The organism is Tenacibaculum sp. IMCC1 (genome assembly GCF_054906355.1).
On sequence record NZ_CM142818.1, the window covers coordinates 777679 to 804395 of the forward strand.

The 26717-nt window shown below is 30.6% G+C and carries 31 protein-coding genes; 9 read left to right on the forward strand and 22 right to left on the reverse strand.

Going from position 1 to position 26717, the window contains the following annotated elements:
• Window positions 1-21 precede the first annotated feature (21 nt).
• Complete coding sequence (locus tag ACXIHB_RS03555) at window positions 22-723, forward strand: HU family DNA-binding protein (protein WP_462098926.1); 702 nt, start codon at window positions 22-24, stop codon at window positions 721-723.
• A 702-nt stretch (window positions 724-1425) separates the two neighbouring features.
• Here the strand turns inward: ACXIHB_RS03555 and ACXIHB_RS03560 are convergent.
• The 10 genes from ACXIHB_RS03560 to tssD all read right to left on the reverse strand — a co-directional run bounded on the left by ACXIHB_RS03560 (window position 1426) and on the right by tssD (window position 6388).
• A complete protein-coding gene (locus ACXIHB_RS03560) occupies window positions 1426-1854 on the reverse strand; it encodes a hypothetical protein (RefSeq protein ID WP_159491420.1) in 429 nt (142 codons plus the stop codon).
• A gap of 106 nt (window positions 1855-1960) precedes the next feature.
• Window positions 1961-2293, reverse strand: a complete 333-nt coding sequence (locus ACXIHB_RS03565) for a peptidase associated/transthyretin-like domain-containing protein (RefSeq protein ID WP_462098927.1) — start codon at window positions 2291-2293, stop codon at window positions 1961-1963.
• Window positions 2294-2322: 29 nt separating this feature from the next.
• Window positions 2323-2706, reverse strand: coding sequence for a hypothetical protein (locus tag ACXIHB_RS03570; RefSeq protein ID WP_159491424.1), 384 nt, complete (start codon window positions 2704-2706; stop codon window positions 2323-2325).
• 1 nt (window position 2707) lies between these two features.
• The gene (locus ACXIHB_RS03575; RefSeq protein WP_173360357.1) at window positions 2708-3040 is read right to left on the reverse strand and encodes a hypothetical protein; all 333 of its coding nucleotides are present in this window, start codon (window positions 3038-3040) and stop codon (window positions 2708-2710) included.
• A gap of 29 nt (window positions 3041-3069) precedes the next feature.
• Window positions 3070-3429 (reverse strand): hypothetical protein, encoded by a 360-nt coding sequence (locus tag ACXIHB_RS03580; protein WP_462098928.1) that lies wholly within the window; start codon window positions 3427-3429, stop codon window positions 3070-3072.
• Between the two features lie 3 nt (window positions 3430-3432).
• A complete protein-coding gene (locus ACXIHB_RS03585) occupies window positions 3433-3789 on the reverse strand; it encodes a hypothetical protein (protein WP_047789062.1) in 357 nt (118 codons plus the stop codon).
• Window positions 3790-3850: 61 nt separating this feature from the next.
• Entirely contained in the window at window positions 3851-4237 is a 387-nt protein-coding gene (locus ACXIHB_RS03590) for a hypothetical protein (protein ID WP_462098929.1), read from the reverse strand.
• Between the two features lie 147 nt (window positions 4238-4384).
• On the reverse strand, window positions 4385-4768 hold the full coding sequence (locus ACXIHB_RS03595) for a peptidase associated/transthyretin-like domain-containing protein (RefSeq protein ID WP_462098930.1): 384 nt from the start codon (window positions 4766-4768) through the stop codon (window positions 4385-4387).
• Entirely contained in the window at window positions 4768-5901 is a 1134-nt protein-coding gene (locus tag ACXIHB_RS03600) for a hypothetical protein (protein ID WP_462098931.1), read from the reverse strand. The genes ACXIHB_RS03595 and ACXIHB_RS03600 overlap by 1 nt, the downstream gene beginning before the upstream one ends.
• Window position 5902: 1 nt before the next feature.
• On the reverse strand, window positions 5903-6388 hold the full coding sequence (gene tssD / locus ACXIHB_RS03605; RefSeq protein WP_047789066.1) for a type VI secretion system tube protein TssD: 486 nt from the start codon (window positions 6386-6388) through the stop codon (window positions 5903-5905).
• 934 nt (window positions 6389-7322) lie between these two features.
• Between tssD and ACXIHB_RS03610 the strand changes: the two genes are divergently transcribed.
• The 4 genes from ACXIHB_RS03610 to ACXIHB_RS03625 all read left to right on the forward strand — a co-directional run bounded on the left by ACXIHB_RS03610 (window position 7323) and on the right by ACXIHB_RS03625 (window position 9328).
• Complete coding sequence (locus tag ACXIHB_RS03610; RefSeq protein WP_159491434.1) at window positions 7323-7886, forward strand: Crp/Fnr family transcriptional regulator; 564 nt, start codon at window positions 7323-7325, stop codon at window positions 7884-7886.
• Window positions 7887-8004: 118 nt separating this feature from the next.
• Window positions 8005-8199: a tautomerase family protein gene (locus ACXIHB_RS03615; protein WP_073183706.1), complete on the forward strand. Its 195-nt coding sequence runs from the start codon at window positions 8005-8007 to the stop codon at window positions 8197-8199.
• Between the two features lie 5 nt (window positions 8200-8204).
• On the forward strand, window positions 8205-8948 hold the full coding sequence (locus ACXIHB_RS03620) for an SDR family NAD(P)-dependent oxidoreductase (RefSeq protein ID WP_462098932.1): 744 nt from the start codon (window positions 8205-8207) through the stop codon (window positions 8946-8948).
• An 11-nt stretch (window positions 8949-8959) separates the two neighbouring features.
• The gene (locus ACXIHB_RS03625; protein WP_462098933.1) at window positions 8960-9328 is read left to right on the forward strand and encodes a nuclear transport factor 2 family protein; all 369 of its coding nucleotides are present in this window, start codon (window positions 8960-8962) and stop codon (window positions 9326-9328) included.
• Window positions 9329-9448: 120 nt separating this feature from the next.
• Here ACXIHB_RS03625 and ACXIHB_RS03630 read toward each other — a convergent pair whose 3' ends face one another.
• Genes ACXIHB_RS03630 through ACXIHB_RS03640 form a run of 3 tightly spaced genes read right to left on the reverse strand, consistent with a single transcriptional unit; the run spans window position 9449 to window position 12137 of the window.
• Window positions 9449-10114, reverse strand: a complete 666-nt coding sequence (locus ACXIHB_RS03630) for a response regulator transcription factor (protein WP_125067305.1) — start codon at window positions 10112-10114, stop codon at window positions 9449-9451.
• A 2-nt stretch (window positions 10115-10116) separates the two neighbouring features.
• Window positions 10117-11931, reverse strand: coding sequence for a tetratricopeptide repeat-containing sensor histidine kinase (locus ACXIHB_RS03635; protein WP_462098934.1), 1815 nt, complete (start codon window positions 11929-11931; stop codon window positions 10117-10119).
• 41 nt (window positions 11932-11972) lie between these two features.
• Entirely contained in the window at window positions 11973-12137 is a 165-nt protein-coding gene (locus tag ACXIHB_RS03640; protein WP_173360366.1) for a hypothetical protein, read from the reverse strand.
• 373 nt (window positions 12138-12510) lie between these two features.
• On the opposite strand from ACXIHB_RS03640, the gene ACXIHB_RS03645 reads away from it, so the two are divergent.
• The gene (locus ACXIHB_RS03645; RefSeq protein WP_462098935.1) at window positions 12511-13257 is read left to right on the forward strand and encodes a hypothetical protein; all 747 of its coding nucleotides are present in this window, start codon (window positions 12511-12513) and stop codon (window positions 13255-13257) included.
• Between the two features lie 65 nt (window positions 13258-13322).
• On the opposite strand, the gene ACXIHB_RS03650 is transcribed toward ACXIHB_RS03645, so the two are convergent.
• Both ACXIHB_RS03650 and guaB read right to left on the reverse strand, forming a co-directional pair.
• A complete protein-coding gene (locus tag ACXIHB_RS03650; RefSeq protein WP_462098936.1) occupies window positions 13323-13730 on the reverse strand; it encodes a hypothetical protein in 408 nt (135 codons plus the stop codon).
• Window positions 13731-13826: 96 nt separating this feature from the next.
• Window positions 13827-15302: an IMP dehydrogenase gene (gene guaB / locus ACXIHB_RS03655; protein ID WP_462098937.1), complete on the reverse strand. Its 1476-nt coding sequence runs from the start codon at window positions 15300-15302 to the stop codon at window positions 13827-13829.
• Window positions 15303-15549: 247 nt separating this feature from the next.
• Between guaB and ACXIHB_RS03660 the strand changes: the two genes are divergently transcribed.
• The 3 genes from ACXIHB_RS03660 (at window position 15550) to ACXIHB_RS03670 (ending at window position 17285) form a co-directional block, all read left to right on the forward strand.
• Window positions 15550-16305 carry a hypothetical protein gene (locus tag ACXIHB_RS03660; protein WP_053056702.1) on the forward strand — a complete coding sequence of 252 codons (756 nt, stop codon included), beginning with the start codon at window positions 15550-15552 and terminating at the stop codon, window positions 16303-16305.
• Between the two features lie 117 nt (window positions 16306-16422).
• Window positions 16423-17010, forward strand: coding sequence for a hypothetical protein (locus ACXIHB_RS03665; protein WP_462098938.1), 588 nt, complete (start codon window positions 16423-16425; stop codon window positions 17008-17010).
• A 5-nt stretch (window positions 17011-17015) separates the two neighbouring features.
• The gene (locus ACXIHB_RS03670) at window positions 17016-17285 is read left to right on the forward strand and encodes a hypothetical protein (protein ID WP_047789511.1); all 270 of its coding nucleotides are present in this window, start codon (window positions 17016-17018) and stop codon (window positions 17283-17285) included.
• Here ACXIHB_RS03670 and ACXIHB_RS03675 read toward each other — a convergent pair whose 3' ends face one another.
• The 7 genes from ACXIHB_RS03675 to ACXIHB_RS03705 all read right to left on the reverse strand — a co-directional run bounded on the left by ACXIHB_RS03675 (window position 17286) and on the right by ACXIHB_RS03705 (window position 26714).
• Window positions 17286-18029 (reverse strand): LytR/AlgR family response regulator transcription factor, encoded by a 744-nt coding sequence (locus tag ACXIHB_RS03675; RefSeq protein WP_073182943.1) that lies wholly within the window; start codon window positions 18027-18029, stop codon window positions 17286-17288.
• 3 nt (window positions 18030-18032) lie between these two features.
• Window positions 18033-19754, reverse strand: a complete 1722-nt coding sequence (locus tag ACXIHB_RS03680) for a tetratricopeptide repeat-containing sensor histidine kinase (RefSeq protein ID WP_462098939.1) — start codon at window positions 19752-19754, stop codon at window positions 18033-18035.
• Window positions 19755-19760: 6 nt separating this feature from the next.
• Entirely contained in the window at window positions 19761-20249 is a 489-nt protein-coding gene (locus ACXIHB_RS03685; RefSeq protein WP_462098940.1) for a hypothetical protein, read from the reverse strand.
• A 244-nt stretch (window positions 20250-20493) separates the two neighbouring features.
• The gene (locus ACXIHB_RS03690) at window positions 20494-22986 is read right to left on the reverse strand and encodes a TonB-dependent receptor domain-containing protein (protein ID WP_462098941.1); all 2493 of its coding nucleotides are present in this window, start codon (window positions 22984-22986) and stop codon (window positions 20494-20496) included.
• Window positions 22961-24328 carry an HTTM domain-containing protein gene (locus tag ACXIHB_RS03695; protein ID WP_462098942.1) on the reverse strand — a complete coding sequence of 456 codons (1368 nt, stop codon included), beginning with the start codon at window positions 24326-24328 and terminating at the stop codon, window positions 22961-22963. Before ACXIHB_RS03695 ends, ACXIHB_RS03690 begins: the two co-directional genes overlap by 26 nt.
• Window positions 24321-25421, reverse strand: coding sequence for an imelysin family protein (locus ACXIHB_RS03700; protein WP_073182954.1), 1101 nt, complete (start codon window positions 25419-25421; stop codon window positions 24321-24323). Before ACXIHB_RS03700 ends, ACXIHB_RS03695 begins: the two co-directional genes overlap by 8 nt.
• A gap of 105 nt (window positions 25422-25526) precedes the next feature.
• The gene (locus ACXIHB_RS03705; protein ID WP_462098943.1) at window positions 25527-26714 is read right to left on the reverse strand and encodes a DUF4856 domain-containing protein; all 1188 of its coding nucleotides are present in this window, start codon (window positions 26712-26714) and stop codon (window positions 25527-25529) included.
• Window positions 26715-26717: the final 3 nt, after the last annotated feature.

Sequence of the window (26717 nt, forward strand, 5' to 3'; positions counted from 1 at the left end):
AATAATTTAAAAATCAATATGATGAAGTACTATTTAATTGAAAACAAGTTAACCGATGAAACCAACTACTCAGCACGCATATTAACAGAGCGTACTATTAATCAAGACGAGTTGATTGATAAAATGTTGAGCAAACGTAACCTAGTAAGTAAAACCGATATTGTGGCGGTGCTTAATTCTTACTATGAAGAGATTATCGAGTCGATAGAAGACGGCGATAATATTAACCTCCCCTTACTAAATATTGGGTATTCTATTTCTGGGGTTTTTGATACTGAGGAAGATGGTTTTAATCCTGATACTCATAAACTACACGTAAACCTCAACAGCGGAAAGTTAATCAACGAAATTAAGGACGATATTCCGCTACAAAAAGTAACTGCTCCTATTACCAACACAGTTATTAATAATTTAAAAGATATTACCACAGCAACTACGAATACTACCTTATCTGCCAACGGATTGTTTGAGCTGAATGGTTTGCGTTTAAAAGTTGCTGGTGACTTACCTGAGGTTGGCTTGTATTTTGTTGCCGAAGATGGTACCGAAACTAAGGTATCTTATTTAGCTCAAAACAGCTATAAGAAGATTATTGGTCAAGCTCCTGCTCTTGCTGCGGGTAATTACCGTGTTAGAATTAAAACGCAGGCTACTTCTAAATTAGATCGCTTCTTAAAAGAACTTAAGGTATCTGAATCTACATTTAGCCTTACTGTATCGTAACACACGACACTACTGTCCGTTGACATCAGACAGTACTATCCTGTGACTTCAGACACTACTGTCTGAAGGTTAAGACAAAAACTATATTTTATAATCTGTACGAGCTATATGCTCGTACTTTTTTATGTTATATACTCTTTTTGTTATGGTTTTTAATGGGTATGAGGTGTTTACTAGTATAACTAACAAAATTCTCAATGTTTTATAGGGTGTTTTATCGTTCTTCGTTATGATGGTTCTTTTAGAGCCAAGAGAATAGACCGCTTCGCTGTTAGAGTGAAGACTTGTTTATAGGTCTTTGTTCGATATTCTTTTTATCATCTAGTGTCACTTCGAGTAAAATTATTGAAATGAAATAAAAATAATTTTGTATCGAGAAGTTTTCTAATAGTTCTCGATACAATTTTTATTTCGTTATCACTCAATAAAAATCACTCGAACTGACAGTGATTACAATAAAAGAATAAGGGTAACTCTTTTGAGTGAGATTTAGCTACGCTGAACCTTACGGTTTCTCACTACCGTTCGGAATGACGGTTTGCTGTTTGTTAACGTCATTGCGAGCCTTTCGATTTAAGTTTATCTTGAGCGAAGTCGAAAGGCTCAAGACAGGCTAAAACGAAGCAATCTCTAAGTTTTGAGTTCTAAATAAACAGATTACTTCGTCGTATCCTCCTCGTAATGACGAATATAAAAAGAAACTTATTTTAGCTTATTTAAATACACCTTTGTACTTGGCATTTCAGCTACATTTATGGTGTCTGGAATATAGCCTTCTGCCTGAAGTACTACCAAGCCTTCTCTAAACTCATATAGATTTACAGTTCCATCAATATCTGATATAATTGTATCTGTTGGTTCTCTTAGATTAATTACTTTAACCTTTTTTATAGGGGTTTCCGTAGTATTTAAAACTTGTATATTCCAAATCCCCATAAAATGCCTTCGTTGGTGATAATCTTCGCTAGAGTTCCATAAATATATAATTGTTATAAAGAATGTAAAAACTGATACAATAGTAAAAGAGAGGTAAATAAGTACTTTTAAATATAGCTTTTGTTTTCTAAATCGAGAACTAAGAATTAATATTAAAGAACCTAGTGCAAATAGTATGAGGAAAATTTTTACCATGTTTTATTTATTAGAACCTAACCTTAGTCTTCTAAAGGAAGTATTGCTTTCTTCTTCACAGAATAGTAATAAAGCAATGAAAAATATGAATAGGGGTTTTCTCATTTTATTCTTTTCTCTTCATAAATAAAGTGTCTGACTTTTTAGTTATAAAGATTGTTTTATCACCCCCTCTAAACTCTATATAAGGGCTTATTCTATCTATTTCAAATCCTTCTTTTTTAAAAATTAAATTTGCTATAAATGAATCTCTATCTAGTTTAAAATATCCTTCTTTATTTGTGTATGTGGAATTTGACAACGCTGCTTCTTCATAAATTTTTACATTATCTATTGGCTTTTTATTTTCATCAAATACATAGCCGTGGTAACAATCACATAGTTCTTGTTTGCAAGAAACTGTTAAAAGTAATAATGTTAGTAATAATACGTTTTTCATTTTAGCTACATAACATGTCTAGAATACGCTTACTTTTCAAGTGGTTTTAGGAAGATTGAGTCGAATCTTATAGTGTCTTTTGTAAAACCATACCTACCTCTTCTCTCAATACTTCTCTTTTCATATCCTTTTTTTATTAAACTAAACTTAAAAAAGCCCATAGGAGCTTCACCTCCTATGGCCATTTTATCGTAGTAAGTTTTCATTTTTAAAAAGAAACTCCCGTTTACATCACTACTGGTTTCAGTAGAATAATCTTTTTTTACTGAATCCCAAGTTACTACATCAACACTATCTATTCTTTGTAATGTTTCAGAGTTATATATATAACCCATGATAGGAGGTCTACTAACTCTTTTTACAAAACAGCTTGTTAATGTTACTATTATAAATATGAATGCTACTTTTTTCATTTTATTCTTTCCTCTTCATAAATAAAGTGTCTTTTCTATGAACGAATAACGATTTATCTCCTCTTCTGTTCGCTGTATAAGGAGAAATAGTATCTGAGATATAACCTTCTTTAACAAAAATTAATTCACTAATAAAATCTGCTTTTCTATTTAGATAAAAATAGCCATCACTTTTAGAATAGGTATGCTGTGAATAAGATGAGCTTTCTATTATTTTTACTTTATTTATTGGCTCTTTGTTTTCATCTAATACATAGCCGTGGTAACAATCACATAGTTCTTGTTTGCAAGAAACTGTTAAAAGTAATAATGTTAGTAATAATACGTTTTTCATTTTAGCTACATAACATGCCTAGAACACACTTACTTTTCAAGTGGTTTTAGGAAGATTGAATCATACAATATTGCCTCTTCTCCAAAACTCCCTCTTGTTCCTTTTTCTATTTTGATACTCTTGTATTTTGGATGTTTTAATTCCATTGAATAAGATAAAGGAACATGCCCGCCTTCAAAATTAAACATCACTCTTTTCTTTACTCTCTGTATGGTAAACTTTCCTTGGTTATCGGACTTTATCTGTTCATCATCAATCTGTATTAATACACCTTTAATTGGTTTGTATGTTAAAGAATCGTATAGTGTTCCTTTAATTTCGGGTCTTTCTATTCTTGACGAACAAGAATTCAAAATAAGTGCTATTAATAGTAAGTAACAAAGCCTCATTTTTTAGTTTCTAATAGGTAATGCTATTTGAGGTCTTCTATGTTTACTATTTTTTGATATTAAATAGATAGTATCTCCAAATGGCTGTTCTTTTATAAATTCATTTTGTCTATCGAATGTACTTAAACTAAATCTTCGATAATCTTCTTTTTCAAAGAGAAGGTATTTTATTGTAGCACTCTTTTTTACCTCAAAATATCCTTCTTTATTACTAAGAACAAAATCTGTAGAATCTTTATAATAAACTTTCACTTTATTTAAAGGAGTTTCTTTATCAAAGTCATAAACATAACCGTGATACTTTGTTGAACAAGATTGAGTTATTACAATCAGCAAAATTATTAAAAACAGCTTTCTCATTTCAATTTTAATTTAGTTAACCAAAGTAAACTTAACACATCTTTTTCTAAAACTCTTCTTTTTATTTGTTTAATGGTTTAAGGTATATTTTCCCTAGTTTAACGACATCTAATTTTCTATTATCTTTATTATAACTTTTTAAGTCTATCGTCTGGTTACTATAGTACTTTGATTTAAAATATAGTTTAAAAGAAATATTTTTACGATTAACAACATATGTCTTATAACTTTTAGCTGTCATTCCATCCACGTAAAAAGAGCCATCGTTTTTTGTTTTTATAGGCTCAAAAAAATTAATAGCTAAAGAATCAGTTTGTATAACTACTCCTTTAATTGGTTTATTATTCGTTATATCGTAAACTCCCCCTTTAAAAGAATCAATAAAAACATAATCTGTTTTGCATGATACAAGTGCTAATAAAAATACTATATATGTATAATGCTTCATTACTTTAGTTTTAATTTAGTTAACCATAATAAACCTAATACACCTTTTACAGAAGCAACAATTATTGTTTGCTAGAAATTGTTAAAAGTAATAGTGTTAGTAATAATACGTTTTTCATTTTAGCTGCATAACATGTGTAGAATACGTTTACTTTTCAAGTGGTTTTAGGTATATCTTTTTTAAATTTATACTGTCTAATATATTCTTATCATATTTCTCCAAATCAATTGTATCTGTAATATAGTTTTCTGATTCCAAAATCAATTTATAAGATATATTTTTGATAGCTATATAATAAGAATCATAGTCTTTAGTCTTCATTCCTTTTATATAAAAGAAACCATTTTTATCTGTTTTACTTTTCCCAAAGTAATTAAAAGATAGTGAGTCGGTATACAGAGTTACTCCTTCAATAGGTTTATTTGTTGTTTTATCATAAACAAAACCTTTTATGTCTCCAATCAAAATATGTTCAGAACCACAAGAAATGCAAGTAAAGAATATGATAATATAAATTATATATGATTTCATTATTTCAATTCTATTTTTGTTAACCAAAGTAAACCTAATGTATCTTTCTCTGAAGCTATTGTTCTTCGAGAATCATAATATTTATTATAATATTTCATTAGATCTATTTCTCCTTTTTTTGGTAAAGGTAAATTCTTTCTCTCTTGAGTGAAGATAGTAGAACTTCCTTTATGACTTTTAGAATATTTATGCCCTCCATATTTTAATAAAATTTCATGACCAACTTCATGAGCTGAAGTCATTTTAAAATCTTCGTTATCTCCATTTTTATAATACCATCCTTTATTTTTAAAAATAGAGTTATTCTTGTTTAAAGATTTCCATTCATCATAAAATAAGTAACCAACGTTATAAAATAATATCCTTGATAATTCCCAATTTCTAGACCTTCCTACCTCATTATTAGTTAAAAATGTAATTTCAGGAGCTTTAGCCCCTTTTTCAAAGATTAAAGAATTTACATGAAGTTCGTAAAATTCTCCATCTATATTTACACCTTTCCCTATGTTATTACTATGCCTACTCCAGTACTTATTTATCCCTTCTAATGCCATTTTTTTCAGTTCTTCAAAGCTCTTTGTTCTATTCTTAATAGGAGAATTACCATAATAAGTTAATGCTTCTTGTGGTATTTTATCCCATGGACACACTTCCTTAAAAACTCTAAGTTTTGGGTCGGGATCAAAATCCTTTTCATAACACTCTATCCCTCTTGCTCCTCCATCTTTTAAGTTAACACGTAATGTAACATCTATTCTTTTAGAGTTTTTATCAATCTTTACATCTACCCATTTAACCTCATCGTAACGCATACTAAAATCTAACTTTTTTCTACTGTAGTTATTTGAGCTATCTACACCAATAGTATACAGATTTAAATTTTCGTATTGTGTTAGTTTAGCAGTGTCTAAAATTCCTCCACTATCAAACCCATCCCATTTCCAAATATGTTCTCCTTGTTTTAGTTTGTTAGCATCAGTTATTTTTTCTTCAAAAATCACCGAGCTTCCATCTCTAATTTGTAGCGTTAGTTCCTTGGCATTATTATCGGCTATTTGGTAAGTAAATTGTACAAAGCCTCTTTCACTATTTCCGCTGTAATCAGCAATTCCTAGGGGGACAAAACTTGGCATATTACGATAATTTTGGGGTTACACTAAAGTTTGTACCGTCACTAGAAACGGTACTCCCATTTTTAGTTACTTCTGTTTGCGTTCCAGAAAGCGTTTTTCTCCAGTACGTAGAATATTCTAGCGAAGAATTAGGCATTTTTACTCCTGCACACGTAATAATTAATCGGTCTTTTATAGGCTGATCGTTTGTATTAGAAAATACTGTTTCGTATTTCTTTAGGTAGCAATCAAAAAAAGTCATTGTTTTAGAGCCCCCTTTTAAATATGGGTAGTATATTTTTAACTCTAGTTGGTCTATAGCATTTTCTTTACAAGCCCATTCTTCAAAATCAGTATTACTACCTGATTCTATTTCTAATTCTAAACCTACAAAGTTAGCGGAGCTTGTGGGTTGGTCAGAAACGTTTATATTTCTATTAAAACCAAAGTTATAGGTTAGTACTTCTATCTCTCTGTTATTAAACAACAGCATAGTTCTATATTTCATAGCATCTTTTTTAGTTATATTTTTTTCTTGTTGAAGTAATCTTTAGCAATTTCAACGTATCAAACCTACAATTTTTCTATTTAAAAAGCTAGCATATTTATTATTAAATCTCTTTGTACTAAGCAAATACGGAGCGTGTACTTTGTTTGTACTTAATAGGTACTTCTACTAACTTTATTTAAGGTTAAATACTTTGAAAGAATGCTTGGTTGTTAGCGTATGGATTTTAAATAATGAGATAACTACGTCGCTATTGCTACTCGTTATGACGGTTGTTTTTTAGAGCCAAGAGAATAGACCGCTTCGCTGTTAGAGTAAAGACTTATTTATAGGTCTTTGTTCTATTCTCTTTTTTCTATATTCTTTTTATCATCCAGTGTCACTTCGAGTAAAATTATTGAAATGAAATAAAAATAATTTTGTATCGAGAAGTTTTCTAATAGTTCTCGATACAATAAAAAAAGAGTAACACTTTTCAATGAGATTCCTTCTCAGTTGCTTTGCAACATACTTTCAATTAAAATATATCTTAATTTCAGTGACGTTCGGAATAACGGTATATTTTGTGACCTACAAGAAAATCTTTGAAAATCAAGACAGCAGTGATGGATGTAAGATAAAAAGCTGTTTGAGCGATAGCGAGTTCTTTTTATCAGTGGAGGATGTCGTAGTATTTTCTCACGATTTTATTGTAAGTCTTGATTTTTGTTTCTTTTTATCAAGAAAAAGAATACCACAATAATCTTTGAGGAAAAACTTCTCTTTATAACGTTGTTATGAGACAAACGTGGTAGTTTTTATGTTTGGGACTCTAAATAAATAGATTATTTCGTCATACCTTCCTTGGAATGACGATATGCAAAAACATTTTTACTTGTACTACTTACTTTACAGCTATATTTGCATATAGTAAAAAGAAAATAGTATCGTCTTAATGAGACATCCTTTACGACAACATATTGAAGAAATTATACCTCTTACTGATGAGGAATTCGCCTATATTCTAAGTTTTTTTCAGCCTATTACTAAACGTAAACATCAATATTTACTGCAAGAAGGTGAAACTGCCAATAAAGAATATTGGGTGGTTAAAGGTTGTGTAAAGAGCTATTTTATTGAAGATAGCGGTAAAGAGCATATTCTTCAATTTGCTATGGAAAATTGGTGGATTACCGATTATGAATCGTTTGTAAAGCAACTACCTTCTAAAACTGCAATTGATTGTATTGAAGATTGTGAATTGTTGTATATCACTTATGAAAACCGTGATAAACTAACTGCCTCTTTGCACAAAATGGAACGTTTTTGGGCTAAAAAGAGTAAAATGGGCAGAATAGCTCTTCAAAAAAGAATTGTATCGCTCTTACAAAATTCTGCAAAAGAACGATATGATCAGTTGTTAGAACAATACCCTACCCTTTTTCAACGGGTTCCTAAAAAAATGATTGCTGCTTATTTAGGGGTTTCTAGAGAAACTCTTAGCAGGCTTAATTCTTAGTTTTTAATATTTCTTATTGTTTGCATGTGACATACATCACTTTAAAGGTGTGACATAGCTCCTGTCTAAAGTTGTACGTCCACTGCAACTTTGTAGCATAATTTTAAAACATATTATTATGCCTTTTGTAAACATTAAAGTTACCGACGAACAGGTAACCCAAGAACAAAAACGTCAACTTATTGAAGGAACAACGCAGCTTTTAGTTGATGTACTCCAAAAAAATCCTGCAACTACCCATATTGTTATTGAAGAAGTTCCTATGGGTAATTGGGGGCACGATGGTAAACAATATTTAGGAACTAAAAAATAAGACTCATGAAAAACAAAACTGCAATTATTACAGGAGCTTCAACAGGTATTGGTAAAGAAATTGCTAAACTTTTCATAGAAAAAGGATGCAATGTAGTAATGAATGCTTCTAATGAAGAAAACCTACAAAAAGCTTATAAAGAGTTAGGTAGTCCGTTAAACGCTGTGCTTCTTGTTGGAGACATTAGTAAACAAGAAACAAGTAAACAATTAGTAGCCTTAGCTTTAGAAAAATTCAGCAGTATAGATGTACTGATTAATAATGCAGGAATTTTTGCTCCTAAACCTTTTTTAGAGGTTGAAGAAAGCGATTTAGAGTTGTACTGGAATGTGAATTTAAAAGGAACTTATTTTACTTCTCAAGCTGTTATTCCGAGTATGGTAGCACAAAAAAATGGAGCTATTATAAATATAGGAACTGTTTTAGTAGATCATGCCATAGCTGGTTTCCCTGCTACTGCTCCTTTAATGAGTAAAGGTGCAATTCATACCTTAACCAGACAACTCGCTGCTGAGTTTGGTAATGATAATATTAAAGTAAATACTATTGCTCCAGGTATTATTAGAAGTCCGCTACAAAGCAAAATAGGTATTGAAGACGCTGATAGTTTAGCTGGGTTACACTTGTTAAACCGTATTGGTGAGGTAACTGATATTGCTGAAGCTGCTTACTATTTAGCTTTTTCAAATTTTGTTACAGGTGAAACTATGAATGTGGCTGGTGGTCACACCGTTGGTCATGCCATTTAAAACTAAAAAAGATGTATAAAGAAAATATAACAGCAATAGAACTTTTAGTAACGAACTACTTTGAGGGTATTTTTTATGGAGATACTCAAAAACTTCAATCATGCTTTCATAACAATACTCCTATTTATGGAGATATTAAAGGCGTTGACTATTTTAAAAGTTCTGAAAATTATATTGAAGGGGTTGCTAACAGGCAAAGTCCAAATGATTTAAAAGAAACTTTTAACATGAAAATTGTAGGAGTTGATATTTTAGGGAAAGTTGCCATGGCAAAGTTACATGTACCTATGTTGGGTTATAATTACTATGACTATTTATCTCTAAACAAAATAGAGAATGAATGGAAAATTGTAGCTAAGGTTTTTACGCATGTAGAATAACCTTATAAACAAAAGCGGTTTGGATGTTTATCTAAACCGCTTTGTTTTTATTACTATCAGACTAAATCGTTTTTCTCTTTTGAATGAGATTCCTTCTACCGTTCAGAATAATGGTTTATTTTAGATAAGTCCAAAATCTTTGGTGATGGCAATCAGTTGTGTAGGGTTATTGGCGTTAAAGTTTTCTTTTAATAGCTTTAAGCGCTTTTCTACCGAACTAACACTACTGGGCTTTATATCTTTGTTTTTTAATGCTTCGCTAATTTCTTTTTGATCTAAGCCTTCTGCTAAATGTTTTAATAAAAACACGTCGTAGTCTGTAACTTCGAAGGCTTCTTTATCTCGTAAGGCATGTGCTAATTGTGGGGTGATAAAAAACTCACCGTTAAACACACTTTGTACTGCTTTTTTTAGCTCTCTTTGTCCGTGGTTAGACTTCCATACATACGCATTCACTGCTAACTCATTACATAATTGCTGAATTCGGTAGGGTTTATCTTCTACAGAAAATACGACTGTTTTTAAAGTAGGCTGTAGTTTTTTTGCTTCGGCTATGAGATCTTCTCCTGATTCTAATCGTTGCTCATGTATATTGTCTTTAAATGATAAATCGCTTACTAATAAATCAAATGGCTCATTGTCTAACCATGCTTTTTTTAGTTTTAAAAAAGCCTCATCGCAATATTGTGCATATTCAACATTAGGAATTTGCATGTTTTCTAAGGCTACTTTTATTCCGCTTGACATAAAATCAGCATCTTCTGCTATCAATACTTTTTTGAACATAACTACTTTTTAAATTGAAACTTTGCTTGAAATCCTTTTTCTTGCTTTGATTCAAAAGTAATAAACCCTCCTACTGATTTAATACGGATTTCCATATTTTGCAAACCATTTTTTACAGAGAGATTTTCTACACCTATTCCATTGTCTTGATACGCTATTGATAATTTATTTTTTTCTACTGAAAAAGTGATAAGCACCAAAGTTGCTTCGCTGTATTTTTTCATGTTTACCAAGAGCTCTTGTAAGGCTCTATATACTACTATTTGTTTTTCTTTAGCTAACTGGTTTATGTTTGCTTCTTGTAATCCTTTATGGATTACTTTACAACGATCGTTCGTAAAATCTAAAAACAGTTGCTTTAAGAAACTCTCAAAGTGCTCTCCTGTGAGTACAGGACTGTTTTCGTGAGAAATATCTCTGGTTTGTGCGTATATTTTCTCTACTCTTGTGAGTAATCTTTCATCTGTTATTGATGTATTTTGTAGTGTATTCATTACCGCGTATACATCGTTTGCCAATTCATCATGTATTTTTTTAGCTAAGCGGGTTTCTGTGTTGTAGACTTCTATGGCTTTTTCTTTTTTATTTTTTTCTCTTTTGTAAAAGAAATAGACTATTGAGGATAGAATGGTAAGAACTACTGCAAAAATCCAGAGTTGTTTTTGCGATTTTTGTTGTTCTAAACTAAGGTTTGATTCAGCAAGGTCAGCTCTAGCTTCAAGTTTTTGTTTTTTTTCTTCTTCATAGTTATATATATGTGCTATGAATTGGTTCTTTGATTTATTTTTTGCTTTCTGAATACTATCACTTAAATAAATTCTTTCCAAATATTTTTTTCTGGTCTTAACACTATTCTCCTCTAAACTAATTATTTTATCTAATGCTTCTACCATATCACTTGGTCTTTTTATACCCTTTGATAAAGTGTACATTCTATTAGCATAATTTCTGGCTTTTTCTTTATCCTTTTTTGTATAATAATCAGATAAAAAAGCATAATTAGTTATCAGTCCTAAACTATCTTTTATACTTTCCTTTAACTTTTGTGCTTTAAAAAAATTTCTAACATCTATTTTTTTTCTAGCTAAAAATCTTGTGTATGTTTCATTATCTATAATTTTAGCTCTCAGTTTTATAGGAATACTATCATAATAAGTATTTTTAAATGCTTTATCATAATAATCTAATGAAAGCTCATACTTCCCAACTGCTCTATAGTTGTTTGCTATATTGTTAAAATATCTTATTTTTTTTACACTATCCTGTGTTAGCTTTATTGCTTTCTCATACCAGTAATTCGAACCAATATATTTTTTTTGTTCATTATAACTAATACCCAAACAGTTATATATAGAAGGCAATAAATTAGAATTTTGTGATTTCAAATACTTTAAAGCTTCTACAGAAGAGGAATCACTTTTGTAATGTAATTCCTTATAAGATTCTATTTTAGCAATACTAAATAATCTTTCCCCTATTTTTATACTATCATCTACTTTTAAATACTCTTCTAATGATTTTGAAATATAATAATAAGCACTATCATTTCTTTTCATCTTTTTATAATAAAATCCTTTCCTGTAGTATAAATTACCTAGTTGCTCTTGTGTTAAATGCTTATTTTTATCAAAAAAATTATTTATATAATAAATAGCACTATCGTTTTGGTTAAGATTTGAATAATGAGTGCTCTTTTTTTTTATTTTTTCGTAACTGTTTTCTTCCAAAACTTTTTCAAGTTTTTGCTCTTTATTAATTTCACATGAAATACTTAATAAGACAATAAAAAAGAAGGATAAAACTTTAATCAATTTCATCCTTCTAAAATATAAAAAATATGCTAATGCAATATTTCTATTTAATCTTCTGGTTCAGGATCTGGATCCTGATCATTTTCTCCCCCTGTATCACTTGTCGTTGTCTCTGTAGAATTGGTTTGTGGTACTACAGTAGTTGAGTTTGTATTTATAGTGTATAATCCATTTGTTACTAAAAATGTTATAATTAATAAAACCTTGTTCATTTTGTTACTTTTAAAAATTGATAATATTTATCCTGTCCAAGCACTTTGCTTAGCTACAGTTACACCGAGTTTGGGTGTAGAATTTTTAAAAGAGTCGCGCGCCTCTTTCGCGGGAAGTAGAGATGAACATCGGTATTATTAAGTAGCTTCCCCCTAAGAAATTCTACCGATATTTCATCTTTTAATTAGAACCAATCAATTTGTTTTCTTTTTAATTTCTCGATCAGTGCCACTGCAAAGATTCTGAAAATCCAAGTTTTACCTTTTATCAAAACTTGATCAATTGGTTTTTGTCTAGTTTATGGATAACCGTAATCAATTTTTGTACAACAACTTTACTTTTGACCGCAACTTGTCTAATAATTGATTAACCATGATTGAAAAACTAATTGTTGATTTTTTTAAAAAGATTGAGACAGATGAAGGAATTGATAGTCGAAATGGAAAAGCTGTGTTTTTTGTACAAGAACTACTAGAAAGAAGGCATGATATATTTAATCATGTAAGTGTACAAACAATTAGTAGATTGCATAAAAAATATGTAGAAAAAGAAGAGAATATCCCTGTTGGAGTTCCCGATCTTTTTGTAAAAGATGTAATGGCTGAATATTTGGGTTTTGAGGACTTTGAAAACTATAAGGAGAGTATTACTATAGATCCTGTAAAACCTTTTTCAATAAGTGAAGAAATTAACTTAACTGGTAAAAAAGTAAAAGGAAAAAATAAATTAGGAGTTTCAACTACTTTCTTAAAAAAGAAAGCACCAATTTTAATTGGTGCCATTCTTTTAGTTTCTGTATTTATTTTTTATAAAGATATTTTGTTTGAAAAAAGTAATTGCATTGTTTGGGAAAAAGACCAATATAAAGAAGTCCCTTGTTATTATCTTAATTCAATAGATAATACAACCTACCATATAGATATTGATCGTTTTAAAAAAGTAACACTTACTAAGGATATGGAGTTTTTTACAAACGGTAAGGAAAATTTTTGGTATGGAAGTAATAAAGATGGTAAACGAGAGTTTTTTACAGCTAGAGGCATTCACCCTGAAACTTTGAAGGAATTAGCCCCCATAACAAGAACTATTCTGAAAGATGAAGGCTTATTAAATGAATAAAAAAACGCTTTTGAATTAAATTCAAAAGTGTTTTTATTTAAATATTCTGTTTTTAGTTCCCTATATTATAGATCATCATCATCCTCTATAGGGTCTTCTTCACCTCCCGTATCAATGTTTTTCAGTCCCGCCTTTAGTAGAGCTTCTTTTAAAGTTGGATCTTCTTCTGGATCAGGATCTTGGTCGGTTTCTCCTCCTGTATCAGTACTTCTAAGTTTTTGTGTTTTTGGTGGATTAGGATCTTCCTCTTCTTCATCTATTGGATCCTCTTCACCTCCCGTATCAATACTTTCTTTTCCACCTTTTATTGACACTTCATCATCCTCTTCATCAGGGTCATGATCATTTTCCCCGCCTGTATTTTGAATTTCTAATTTTTCTTGTTCTTGAATATTATCTTCGGATACATCTGTACAAGATGTGAAGACTCCACTTGCTAATAAAAGTGCTACTGATAAAATTACTTTTCTCATATAAATAAATTTTTCCGCTAAAATAAAAAAAGCTGTTAATATTTAAATTAACAGCTTTTACCTTTACCTTAATTAAGGTAATAATAACTTTATATTTTATCGTCTACTATAGTTAGGTGCTTCTTTAGTAATAGCAACATCGTGTGGATGACTTTCGTTAATTCCACTTGCAGTAATACGAATAAATCTTCCCGTATTTTTTAATGTTTCAATATCTTTTGCTCCACAGTATCCCATTCCTGCACGTAAACCTCCTACAAATTGGTGAATACTTTCTTGTAATTCTCCTTTGTAAGCTACACGTCCTACAATTCCTTCTGGAACTAACTTTTTAATATCATCCTCTACATCTTGGAAGTAACGGTCTTTTGATCCTTGTTTCATTGCTTCAACAGATCCCATTCCACGGTACGATTTGAATTTTCTTCCTTCGTAAATAATAGTTTCTCCCGGAGATTCTTTGGTTCCTGCTAACAATGATCCTAACATTACACAGTCTGCTCCAGCCGCAACAGCTTTTGGAATATCACCTGTATAACGAATACCTCCATCAGCAATTACAGGAACTCCACTTCCTTTAATAGCAGCTGCTACTTCTAATACTGCTGAAAATTGTGGGAATCCTACACCTGCAACTACACGAGTTGTACAAATAGATCCTGGTCCTATTCCTACTTTTACTGCATCTGCTCCAGCTTCTACTAAATATTTAGCTGCTTCTGGTGTTGCAATGTTCCCTACAACAACATCTAATTCAGGGAATTTAGCTTTTACTTCTTTTAATACAGAAACCACTCCTTTGGTATGTCCGTGAGCTGTATCAATAATCACAGCATCTACCCCTGCATTTACTAAGGCTTCTGCTCTATCAACTGCATCGTGCGTTACACCTAACGCTGCAGCTACTCGTAAACGTCCATATGAGTCTTTATTAGCTATTGGTTTTTGTGTAAGCTTTGTAATATCTCTAAAAGTAATTAATCCTACTAGCTTATCATCGTCATTAACAACAGGTAACTTTTCTATTTTGTTTTCTTGCAAGATAACTTCAGCATCTTTTAAAGAAGTTCCTTCTGCAACAGTTACTAAGTTTTCAGAGGTCATAACTTCAACAATAGGACGCTCGTTATTTTTTTCGAAACGCAAATCACGATTCGTTACAATTCCTATTAATTTTCCTGCTTCATCAACAATTGGAATACCTCCAATTTTATGCTCACGCATTGCTTGTTTAGCATCTAAAACGATTGCACTTAACGACAAAGTAATCGGATCGATTATCATTCCGCTTTCTGCGCGTTTTACTTTACGAACTTCTTGAGCTTGTTGCTCAATTGTCATATTTTTATGTAACACTCCTATTCCTCCTTCTCTTGCAATAGCAATTGCCATAGCAGATTCGGTTACCGTATCCATAGCTGCTGATACTATTGGAACATTGATTGTTATGTTTCTTGTAAATTTTGTTTGGATTGAAACTTCTCTTGGAAGTACTTCTGAGTAGGCAGGAACTAATAAAACGTCGTCGTACGTTAATCCTTCTCCTAATATTTTAGCTTGATGAGCTTGCATATGCAATCAATTTAGTGTGTTGTTAATTAATTGCATGCAAATATACTACAAATAATGCAAAAACTACCTTTAATTTTAAGTTAAGTAAATCGCTTTATATTTTATCTTTTGTTTATTGCTTTACCCTTCTATCAATAACGCTAATAATCAACTTTTATACGCTCAAGGTTTCTCTGCTCATTCTTTTCTATATCATTCTTAATTTTAGTATGTGTTTACCCTATTCCTATTCATAAACCTACAACTAATGGAGAACAGTACCCTCATAAAAGATACCAAGAAAGTAGTTAACACTACCGATGTTTATCCTAAGGTATTTAAAGAATTAATTACTGAAATTAACAACATGCTATCGTATGCTATTTACAATGGTATTACTATTAATACAGAAGTCAATTCTCTCATTGAAAGTAAGGGTTTAAACGACTTGATAAATGCGCATAATATTCTTGTTAAAAACATTGCTCCTGCAACGCCAAAATCGATAGAATACACTAAAGCACTGCGTGAAGAAGGACAAAACAAATCGATTTTTAGTAAGCTTCCTGTGGTAAGGAACCTTATTTTTTTAGCTCTTTTCTTTTTACTTTTATTTATTGTTACTGCGCTTTCTCCTGATGTAAATAATAACTCATTAGATAAAGGTTTAATGAATAACTCTGGATTACCACTCCTTTTAAACCTCTCCTACTTAGCATCTGTTGCTGGTTTAGGAGTTATTTTTTATTTATTGAAAAGAGTTAGCGATTCTATTAGAGAATCAACCATGGTTTCTGAAGAGTCTATTTCTTATTTAGCACAGATAGTACTTGGTATTATTGCTGGACTAATTATGTCGGAAATTATTTCATTTTACACTAAAAGCCCTGAAGACATCAACCTTTTTAATAAAGGTGTTTTAGCACTGATTGGTGGGTTTTCTTCAGAAGCTATTTTTAGCATATTACAAGGCATTATAGATAGGGTTAAATCTATTTTTATTGTACCTAAACCCAATAAATAACTATTACTAAAAATAAAAGAGGTTGCACCGTTAAGTGATTATAATAGAGCTTACAACATACTAACCAAACTTAGCTCTATATTATAGCAACCTCTTTTTAATTTTAAAATTACACTTATGAAGTATTTTTACGTATCTATTTTTAGTTTTTTACTTCTTTCTTGTGCTAGTATTCCTAGCTCTACTGTAACGCTTACTAAAGAAGTTATTAAAGAGGCTGATAATATGCATGCTTTAAATGTGTCTTTAATCAACAGGCTTTTTGATGAGCGAAAAGAAAAAATCAATTTATTTATTGAAAATAAGTACACCCCTACGTTACTAAAAAAATTTGAGAGTTTATTACCTGATTCTTTAGATTATAAAAAAGAACTACCTAATATTCTAAATAGTATTGTTCCTATTATTAATCATAAAAAAGATTCGCTTCAAAGTGTATTAGATTTACAAAGACAAGATATTTTAAACCAACTAAACTCTAATTATAGCGATTATAGTAAAGCTACTACTTCGCTTCAAAACTTAATTAACTCTGCTGTAAACATAAAAACTACAGAAAGTGACGCTTTGTCGGCAATAGATCAACTTACAGGTGATAAAATTAATATAAAAAAGGTTGAAAACACCATTAATCAGGGTATTGATAAAACTGGAAGTGCCCTAAATAAATTGATAACCATTGAAAAAGTAATTTCTGAAAAATAACGATTATGAACTCTATAGACTGGAACAATATAGCTAAAGAAGCTGCTTCACAAACTGATGCTGAGTTTAACAAACAATTGGCTAGTTTAACAAACCTAAAGCTTAGCGAAGTGGATGCTTTTATTAAGGAAAGTAAAATTACCAATGCAAACGCCATAAAAACACTTAAACTTATTGATGATGCTACTATTAGTAATAATGAAAAAGCCAAAGCTATTTCTAATATTGAAAATGGCTTTGGCTTTGTTATAAGTTTAGTTTCTAAAGTGGTATAACTACCTAAAAATTGTATTGTCTTTTATAAATGCTGTTTTGTAACGCTCACTAAAGAGTATTTTTTCATCATTATCTAAGACAATAAGATTATCTTCAAAGTAAATTTCTTTGATTTTCTTTACGTTAACTAAGTAATTTCTATGCACTTGTCTAAAATCTGGATTAGATAGCATGTCTTTTAGCTTGGTTAGCGATAACTTTATTAGATAATTTCCTGAGTCACAAATTAAGCTACAGTATTTTTCTTTTACTTCTACATAATTAATAGCAGCTACATCTACTTTAACCACGCTTCTTTTCTTCTTTATAAATAAAAAAGACGGACTTATTACACCATTGTTTGATGCTAAACTAATACTGTTGTTTTGTTGATAACACGACTCAATTGCCAATTCTAAAGAAAATAACAATTCTAGTTTGTTATATGGTTTTAGAAGATACACTAACGGATTGGTTAGTTTTGCTTCATCAAAAATTTCTCTTCCTTGCATACTTGTTAGGAATAAAAAAGGCACATTAATCCCTTCTTTATTCAAACGGTGTGCTAACGAAATTCCGTCTGGTCTTCCGTTTATCATAATGTCTAAAATAATAACATCAAAAAAGCGATTTCTAATTAACTTTTCTGCTTCTACCGCATTTTTTGCTAATGATACCTCATAATCATTATCTTCTAAAAAAGAAGAAAGTTCTAAAGCTTCTTCTTCTAAGTCTTCTAGCAATAGTAATTGTAGTTTTTTCATAATTTATGCGCTTGCGTTGGGTAACAAAATTCGTATAGTTGTCCCCACTTCCAACTCACTATCTATGAGTAATTTTCCATTATTCTTTTTAATAAGTGTTTGACATAGTAACATACCTAGCCCTACGCCCTCAGATCTGTTAATTTTGTCAATACTTAAATCTTCTAATCCTTTAATTTTTGCTAGTTTTTCTTCTGAAATTCCAAAACCTGTGTCTTTAATTTCAATTGTACTAAATTCTTCAGAGTCATTATAGGTCTTTATTGCTATTTCACCGTTTTCTCCTGTGTATTTTAGTGCATTATCTAACAAATTTCTCAATACTATTTTTAAGGACTCTTTGTCTGCTTTTACTAAAATAGTAGCTTCTAACTTTGTCGTTAGTGCAATGTTTTTAGCTTCTGCAATTTCTTCAAAGTTATAAACAGCCTGTTCTACCAACGGTTTTAAAGGATATTCTTCTGCTTTAAACGATAACTGATTGTTTTGCTCTAACGACCAATGCAATACGTTGTTTAATAAATGACTCGTGCTTTCAGTTAACGCAATAGCGTTGTTGGTCGTTTCACTTACCGCATCGTATTCTTTGTTTTTTAACTGTCGTTTTAACTTTTCGTGTTGTCGTTTAATTGTATTAATTGGTGAACGTAAATCGTGAGACACTACAGAAAATAAATAGTCTTTCGTTTTGTTAGCTACATTTAACTCCTCCTTTTGCTGAGTTATAAACCTATTTTTACTTCTTAACTCTCTATAAAAATAACCTAAAAACCCGAGAAAAACTAATAAACCTGAAGTTCCTATTACCAAACTCTTTTGCACTACTGCTTGACGCTTTAGTTGTTCATCTTGTAAAGCTATTTCTTGTTGCTTCTGTGCTACGGCTAATTGCTTGTCTTTTTCTGTGAGCTCCCATATTTTATCACGATTCCAAATAGAATCTTTCCATTTAATAGTTTCTATAAAATGATTAACACTTTCTTTATATCTTTTCCTATTCTTCTCAACATATGCCATATTTTCAGAAGCATTTTGCTTAAGCTCTAAATCAGAATACAACTTTGCTAAATCATAAGCTTCTTTAAATAACGGAATCGCTTCATCATCTAAATATTGATTATAATAAACATTAGCTAAATCCATTTTGGCTCTTATAACAGCAGCCGTATCTTTTTGTTCAATTAAAGAAAGTTCTTTTGAAAAATATTCTTTCGCCTTTGAGTATTCTTTTTTATGTACATAAGATAAACCTAAATTATGAAAAGCAATTTTTTCTAAAGGGCTTCTAATACTTAAGTCAAGACCATCCCAATAAGAATAATTTTCTATTGCTTTATTATAATCTTTTAAGCTCAAAAATATTCTTCCTAATTTATGATACTTTAAATACTCTAAACTTCCTTCTTTGGATACCGAATTAATACTTAATAATGCTTTTTTAAACAATTTTTTCCTAATTGCTGAGCTTCCTTGAATATAATTCATAAAATCTTTTTCTTTATTACTCAACGACAAAAGCAAAGCTTTACCACTGTAAGTATAGCTCGAATCATACTCTCTTTCTTTAAAAAAAAAGAAAGCTTTTTTTAATGGCTCATTACTCGAGCTTTCGTAAAACACATTTCCTTGTTTATGAAAGTTATTAATATCAAAAATTTTATAATCTTGCGCTTGAGAAAAAGATGTTTTGATTATAAATAAAAAAACAATAAATATACTCCTCATAAATAATTAATCAGATTCAGCAGGCGTAGTTACCGTTCCTCTATCTGTTCTAGGGTCATCATTTTCACTACGTACTAAAATCATATCAACAGAAGGAGTTCCTTCATCTAATTGATAAGCAAACTGTACATAATATAAATCGTATTGGCTTGCTACTTCATCGCAATTAAACTCTACTCTAAAGTCCCTACAACTTACAGTATCGTATCCTCCTTCTTTGTTTAAGATTCTAGTTGGTGTAACTCCATAATAATTTAAATAGATTTCGTTTCCTTGTAGTTGTAATCCGTTTGTATTATCTACTGGGTTTAATATATTGTCTGGTAAGTAAGCTAAAACCGTTACGGTGTTAGGAGTTGTACTGTTTCCTGATTCATCTCTAGACATGTTTACTAAAGGGCCTGTAGGTACATTATCAACACTAATATTTGTATCAAATTTTTTAAAATCTTTTAATGTTAATGTAACTCCGTTAACGTTTACTGGGTTTCCCATGTTTTTATAATTTTAATTTGGTTATTGGCTAAATTTACAATTATAAAAAGAAAAGAAAAAATAGTTTGTTACTATTTTATAGAGGTTATAGAGAAATTTATCTTTTGTGAAATTTCTCATATTCCTATTGGGAAAGTAAATATTATTTACAGTAAGAGAAAACCGTTATAAACACAATGAAACTATGGTACTAATACCATGTAACTAACTAAAAAAGGGAGAAAACTAAGTATCTCCCTTTATTTTAAATTTTGAACTGTAATGTTACATACCAATTTCTTGGAGATGATGGTATAATACCTGGTCCCGGATATCCTGTTGCCCTACGTGTAAAGTATTTTTCGTCTAACAGGTTGTTAACTCCTGTTTCTAGCTTCCACTTTTTATACGAATATGAAAAAGAAGCATCTACAATTGTATATGCTGGTATAGGGCCTATTGTTCCGTAACTAGGATGTGTGCTATCTACTGTTGCATGTGTAGCATCTGTTTGTTGCTCAGACAAATGCGTTAACTGTAAGCTACTTAAAAAGTTTTTATATCCAAACTTCACTCCTGTTTTTAAGTTTAGGTTCGGTATAAACTCTACTTGATTTCCTATTACTGATTTTTCTAATGAATCTGTATATTCTGATTGTGTTAACGCTAGGTTTACATAGGTATTTAGCACGTAGTTTGATGACAGTTTAAATGCATTTGCCAAACTAACATCTGTAAAACCTTCAAAACCATAAATAAAAGCGTCTCCTACATTAGTTCTTAACCTATCTCCTGCATCGGGTCCGCTACTTACCCAAAAAATTCCGATTCTTTTGTTGTAAAATAGTCCAAATCCGCTTAGGTCGTAGGTTACTATGTTTTTAATTTTTCCTCTTATTCCAATATCTGCTGTGCCTCCTTCTTCATCATCTATGTTTTCATCTACTTTAAAAGTAGGACTTACCGTACGGATGTCATTAAAGGTTACTGAACGGTAGTTTTGAGAAGCATTTGCATAAATTTCTAACTTTGTCGAGGGTTTATAACTTGCTCCAATACCAAATAAAGCAAAGCTTCTTTCTTTTGTTCTATCGTCTCTAAACGTATTAATTCCGTTAGGTAACGGCACTCCGTTTTGTAAATCTTCATTATTCCACAATACTGTTTTATAATCTCCGTTACTTCCAGTTTTTATGTATTCTAATCTAAATCCAGGAGTTATTGAAAATTTATCTGATAGTTTAAAAATATGTTCTCCAAATAATGCTACGTTCGTATTGGGAAATTTAAAATTAGATGAGGCATAGGCATCTACATCTGCAAATGTAAAGTTTGCATCTACACCATTAGATCCTGCTCCTTGTTCTTCTGAATTATTTGCTTTGTAATATTTTACACCTAGTAAATAAGTATTCTTTTGCCCTCTAAAATCATAGTTTGATAAAAAGCGAATTTCTGTTCCCCAGTTTTTATATTGCCCGTTAATTAAATCTCTCGTAGCATAATTTCCATCTGCAAAAGGTTCATCTACATACGTTATAGGACTTACATTACTTGATTTATAATTTCCTCTAAACCCTATGGCTTTTCTCGAAGCATTTAACCCAAATAAGTTAACACTTAGGCGTGTGTCTTCTGTAAAATTATGGTCTAGTTTTACCGTCCACAAATTCCAGTTTACACGAAACCAATTTCTTGATCTGTTACTTTGAAAAGGATCTTCATTAAACATTTTATCATTTAACCCTCCTGCTTGTTTAGCTAAATAATTTAAATATGTTGCTTCTACTGTTAAAGTTGTTTTTTCTGATAGTTTATGATCTACATGACCATAAATATTTATTGAATTAAATTCTGAATTTGGTCTAAAACCATCTCCTCGTTTATAATTTATGTACCCGTAATAACCTGTTTTATCAACTGTACCTCCAACACTGTTAAAAGAATTGAAAAGACCGAAAGATCCTGTAGATTGTCTTGTTATGAACTCAAATTCTTTACTCTTATTAGGTTCATTAAATTTAAAATTTAATAAGCCTCCAAATTGTGTTCCGTATTGTAATGATGCAGCTCCTCTAACAATTTGTATTTCTTGTAAGGCTTCTGCTGGTGGTGTGTAATAACTTTCTGGATACCCTAATACATCTGCACTAATGTCGTAACCGTTTTGTCGTGTATTAAAGTTTGATGTTCTGTTAGGATCCAAGCCTCTACCTCCAATATTTAACTGTAATCCTGCATCATCATTTTCGTAAATATTGAGTCCAACTACTTGACTGTATATTTGGCGTGCGTTATTAGCTGCTTTGTTTCCTACTGTTTGGTCTAATAAAACTACCTCTGTTTTTTTTCCTTCGTAAATGGCAGTTCCTTCTACTGCTTTTAATCTTTTTAAACTAAACACTTTTCTTAGTCTTTGATTGATAATTACTTCTGATAATTCTTCATCTAACTTTAAAAGTGTTATGTTTTCTACAATATTTTTATTTGTAATAGTTAGTGCATGTTCTTTTATTTCGAAATTGTAAGAAAAGAATACCAATGAGTAGTTTCCTGATTGCAATGGTTTGGTTTTATAATTTCCTTGAGCATCTGATATTACTAACTTTCCGCCTGAAGCATCAAAAACTTCAACATTATTAATAGGGTTTCCTTTTTCATCAATTATTTTTCCTGAAATGGTATATTGTGCTACTACTGTTTGCACAGCTAAAAATAAGGTAAAAATAATGCTACAGGCCTTTAATTTTGATTTCATGATTAAATGGTATAATCCAATTTTTATGTTTAAAACTTTCTTTTTGTTGGTATAAATCTACTTTTGGATCTATAAATTGTGTGCTAAGTCGACCGTTTAATGTTACATAACTATCTACATATACTTTAGGGTTTTTCATTCCTTTTTTCTTGTAGGTGTCTCCTAAAAAATGAGCAAATTCAAGTATAAAATCTGATTGAAAACTCATTTGTTTTTCTTGTAACGTTGTTAAATAGTCGCTATTATCAATATATACTTGCTTTTTTGTTTCTTCATCAATTATCTTAAACTCTGCATAGCCTGCTTTTTCTGTTAACATAACACGCCAAGAAAAACGGTATCCTTCTTCAGTCCAAAATAATTCTCCTGGGTACAACAAATACCTAAAAGGAATAATTATTTGCAGTATAAAAAATAATATTAAAAATTTTCTTGTTAATGTTAGTTTTTGAGTAGTTACTAAGGTTTTTCCCTGATCGAAATAATTCTTAGAAATTCTAAATATGGCTGCTATGATATTTAGTATTCTATGATGTACTTTTGGATTGAAAAATATAATGGTTGAGACAATCATTATATAAGGGAACATTCCTATTGAAAATAGTATTCTTGTAAATACATGAAATATAATTACTGCAATAAACGCTATTGTGCGTGTTCGTTTATTTAATAATAAGAAAGGTATTGTTAAATCGTATATGGCTCCTGCCCAGCTCATAGCAAAGTGAAACCATGTTTTAGCCATTAAAAAACCTACTAACGGTAAATTGTTTTGTACGGGTAACCATATATTTAATGGTGATGCTCTAAACAACCAATCAGAATTTAGTTTTGCTAATCCTGCATAAAAATATACAATACCTAATAGTAACTTTATAGCATCTATAATCCAATTAGGTATTTTTTGATAGGCTATTTTCTCGTTTTGTTTTGCATCTACAGAAAAATAAGCATTTGCTGGTAAAAAAATTAGAATAAATGCTACTAAACTTACAAAGTAATAATGGTTTAAATAATAGCTTTTATCCATTAATTCTATGTAGGTAAAGCTTAAAAAAAAAGTAATTGCTGCTGCTCTATATTTATAACCTAACATTATAAATAGTGCAGCTATTGCACAAATTAAAAATAATAAATAAGTGTAGTTACCTAATGGTTTTATATACTCAAATCCGTAGTATGAAAAGAAAAAATTCGGCTTTATGTACTGTTCCTCTATCCATCCGTTTAGCCAAAAACGTAGTATGCTACAAAACATCATAAAACCAAAAAAAATACGAAATACTGCAAGTGGAGCAGCTTCCGTATTTTTTTTGAAATATTTTTGTAATGTATTAATCATTATCAGCGTCGCTCGAAGTATTTTTAATACTCATAGCACTCATCATATCTGGTTTAAAGTTTTTTAATACTGTTTGCATAGCCTCATAAGTATTTAAAAACACGTTTTTGTCATTTTGAATTTGATCTGTAAAATCATCTTTTAATAAACTTGCCTTATCTTCTAAATTTGTAAAGTTTGTGTTTATTAAATCTGCTAAATCTTTTCTTTTTAGAAATTCAAGATATTGCTGTAAACTTTTACCATTATTTCCATTATAACCTATTCCTTTATAAAAGTTTTTTGTTGCTGTTAATGCGGTTATAAATAATTCTTTAGAAATGTCTTTTTTATAAAATCCTTCAACCAAGGTTACATCTGGTATACCTGTTCTTGCTCCTGATGGATTGGCTATTTTAGGGTCTCTTAATTGTTTTTCAAAAAAAGCTACAACATAAAAGTTTACTAATTTATCTACACTACTTGATATTGAATATCCATCATTTTCAATAAAAGTTTGCTTGTAACCTCCGTTCCAATCATCCTTAACTTCTTTAGATAAATTATAAACTCTGTTACTTACATCTTTTAAGTATTGTTTATACTTAGCTGCATTTTCTGCTGTTGTGTAAAAAGTTACAGTTTCCTCATCAGTCCCTTTCCCGTTAAGTAAATAGTCTAAAGCAGGAAAACCTTGTACACTTATTAAATTAGGTGATTCTAGGTTATAAGTCCCTGACTTAGCATAATCATCTAATTGAGTAGCGTTAGTTGGTATTGTGTTCATATAACCAACCATGTTTATCTCTTGAGCCTTACCTACTTGATATAAAGAAACTTTTTGCCAAGTTACGTAAGCATTTTTCCAAGCAGTTCTTGCTTCAACTAAATTAGCTGTGCTTACTGTTGTTGTAAATTTATTTATTGCTTCGTTTAATAATTGTGTTTTCTCTACAAAATCATTGTATCCTGGAATAATCATTTGATCAGCCCAAAAAGTCAACATCTCTTTTCTATTAAAATCATCTGGGTTTGATGTACTAGGATTATCGCTACTACTTGAGCTACATGCAACGATTAAAGAAAGTACACATATGTATACGATTTTTTTCATTTTGTCTTAATTAATTTTTTATTAATCTAAATAAACAAGCAAAAATAAAAAAAAATAGCCATGTAACTATACATGGCTATTTTAATTTATCTTAATTTAATGGTTTTAATCGTTTAAACTAACTACATCTTCTGTTGTGAATCCAAAATAGGTTCCTAATCTAGATGCAATTTGGTCTAATTGATCGTCTGTAATAGACCATAAACCATTATCAGCTTCTAACATTGCGATAGTTCCTGCTATTTGGTTTTTTTCAACTTGTTGTCCATTAATTTCAACAAATCTTAAAGATTGTAAAAAACCGTATGCTTCTGATAATGCATGTAAACTATTTGCATCTTTAGCTCCTTTTCCTTTTAATAGGTAATGTGCAGCCATAACCCCTATTACTTTAGATACTGATGCTCTAATAGTTTCAGCTTGCTTGCTTGCTAATTCATAATCATTAGCATCTACTGCTGCTCTTCCTAATTTGAATGCATTATAAACATCATCAAAAATTCCTTTAAACTTACTATCATTATCAACACTTTTAATATATGAGTTTAGGAAGCCTTTTCTGTCGTCTAAAGAATTAACTGGTTTTGCAGGATCTTCTTCTAAACCAAATAAATACCCATAAGCTTCATCCCAACCATGTTGTAAAGCTGTATAATTTTTGGTATCATCTCCTTTGTATGGTTTTCCTGCTTCATGATCTGCTTTATTATCATCAATAAATTTTTGAGAAACATACTTGTTTATCATTTGATCTGCAATCACAGAACCTATTAATGTTTTAGCTACTGCTTGATTATACTCAACTCCTTTAGCACTTACATGAACTTCTCTACTACCTGTAGTTAATTTTCCTGCTGTACCAGCAGCAGCATCTGTATTCCAATTAGCATATACCTCTGTTGCATGATCTTTAATCCATCCATCCATTTTCAGTCTTAACTCATCTGTTTCAACAGCATCCACATTAGAGTTTGTAGCTGAAGCCACTGTACCTCTAAGTTTTTTTCCTGAAGTGTTTAATGATGCATCTTCAAACCCTGTACCATCTTTAAACATTTCTTCTAACTGAGCCTGAGTTTTAACGTTATCTCCAAGTGCATCCTTTAACTCTTTAGCCATTTTTAAACGTGCTACTTGTCCTGAAAAACTAACGTTAGATTTATTATCTTTTCCATTAAAAGCGTAGGTAGCTGGAGCTTCCACTGGTGGTTTTACATCATTATCATTATCGTCTGAACAAGATGTAAATACTAGAGCTGATATAGCTAACATTGAAAGAAATACTCTTTTCATTTT